Annotated in this window: 2 protein-coding genes; both read left to right on the top strand. The window is 36.3% G+C overall.

The features are described 5' to 3' along the window. Positions 1-437, top strand: a 437-nt coding sequence (locus BVH04_RS25685; protein ID WP_205635931.1) for a hypothetical protein, incomplete at its 5' end; no start/stop codon positions are given. A 3-nt stretch (positions 438-440) separates the two neighbouring features. Further along, a complete protein-coding gene (locus tag BVH04_RS24950) occupies positions 441-878 on the top strand; it encodes a hypothetical protein (protein WP_086544174.1) in 438 nt (145 codons plus the stop codon). Positions 879-1352: the final 474 nt, after the last annotated feature.

The raw sequence follows: 1352 nt of genomic DNA, 5'->3' as shown, positions 1-1352 counted from the left end.
AAGATGGTAGACCTGATTTGCTTGGGTATGGAAATTTTTATAGAAATCAAATGGGTACAGAAGCAGGAAAAGATATGTTTGAACGTTATTGGTTAGGAAAAGGTGACATGGTTTTGACCAAACAGCAGTTTAAAGACATTGTTAAATTGGCGAAATTACAAGGTGCAGATGTTACCATAGGGACCTCTACCTCATATAATGGACAACAAGTTATTGCAAAAGTAATCTCATTTTATGGTACTGAACATGCAAATTCACTTGGAAGTGCCACTATTTATTATGATACTAAAGGGGGTGCTATTGGTTTTTATGATAATTTTGATTTCGATGCTAAGCCTTGGGGTGTAAGGTCATTTGAAGCAGAAGTAAAAACAAGATTGGTTAATTTAGACGGGCAGGCAGTTGGGGCAAAACCTTTTAAAATCACATATCCTTAATTTATGAAAAAAAGAATTATTATAACAATAAGTCTAGTAGGACTTGCTTTAATGATTTCATATGTAATATGGATTGATAATCTTCCACCAAGAACCCCCCAAAAGGTAGCAAGAATTGTGAGTGGTTTATCGATACCTCGTGATGCTGAGATATTGGAATTTAAGGATGAATGGAATAATTTCAATGGAGATGGTTTTTCACTTATTATTCTTCATCTAGATAATGAATCTTTTAACAATATTTATCAAGAATCAAAATTACTTCAATTCGATCAGCTACCATTAAATGATTCTATTTACGGACCACTAAAGGATTTTGCAAATAGGGAAGTAAATGGATTTTATAAAATAATAATACACGACAAAAATAGTATGTCTTTTTCTGGAACTGTACTTAGTGAAAAAAGTAATACGGTAGCAGTGTATATTGCTGTCAACTGAATAAGTTAATAATACATGATTTTTTTGATTAGGTTCATAGTATTCCCACCTGAGTTTAAGATAGCGGAAGTAATGCCAAGGTGGAATTTGCAATTCCACCTTCATATCCTTTAGAATTTGTAATTCTAGTGGGTTATAAGGATCAGACTAAAACAACAAGACTCCCGGTAGATATGGCACAGCCTGGCTCAATGCAGGAAGAAACCTTATCCTTAGTACTTCTCGTTCTCATGAAGTTCAGCAGGGCGACAGTGTGGAGTTAGGAGTTCCCATACAGTAGTCGGGAGGAAAGTATTTCGATTCAAAAAAAATCAGGTTATCTCCAGCCAGCTTTATACGCTCAAGTATTGACAAGAAGCTGATCCAGCAGCTCACCGAATACGGTCAGAACCTAAGTGCAGGGGGAGTGAATGAAATCGCCATCGCCAATGTGATCGCCGTGGTGATCACCGAACTGCAACTGAAACCAGTCCC

The organism is Algoriphagus antarcticus, assembly GCF_002150685.1.
Lineage (GTDB): Bacteria > Bacteroidota > Bacteroidia > Cytophagales > Cyclobacteriaceae > Algoriphagus > Algoriphagus antarcticus.
Note: the sequence above shows the minus strand (reverse complement) of the source record. Positions and strands in the feature narration are given on the sequence as shown.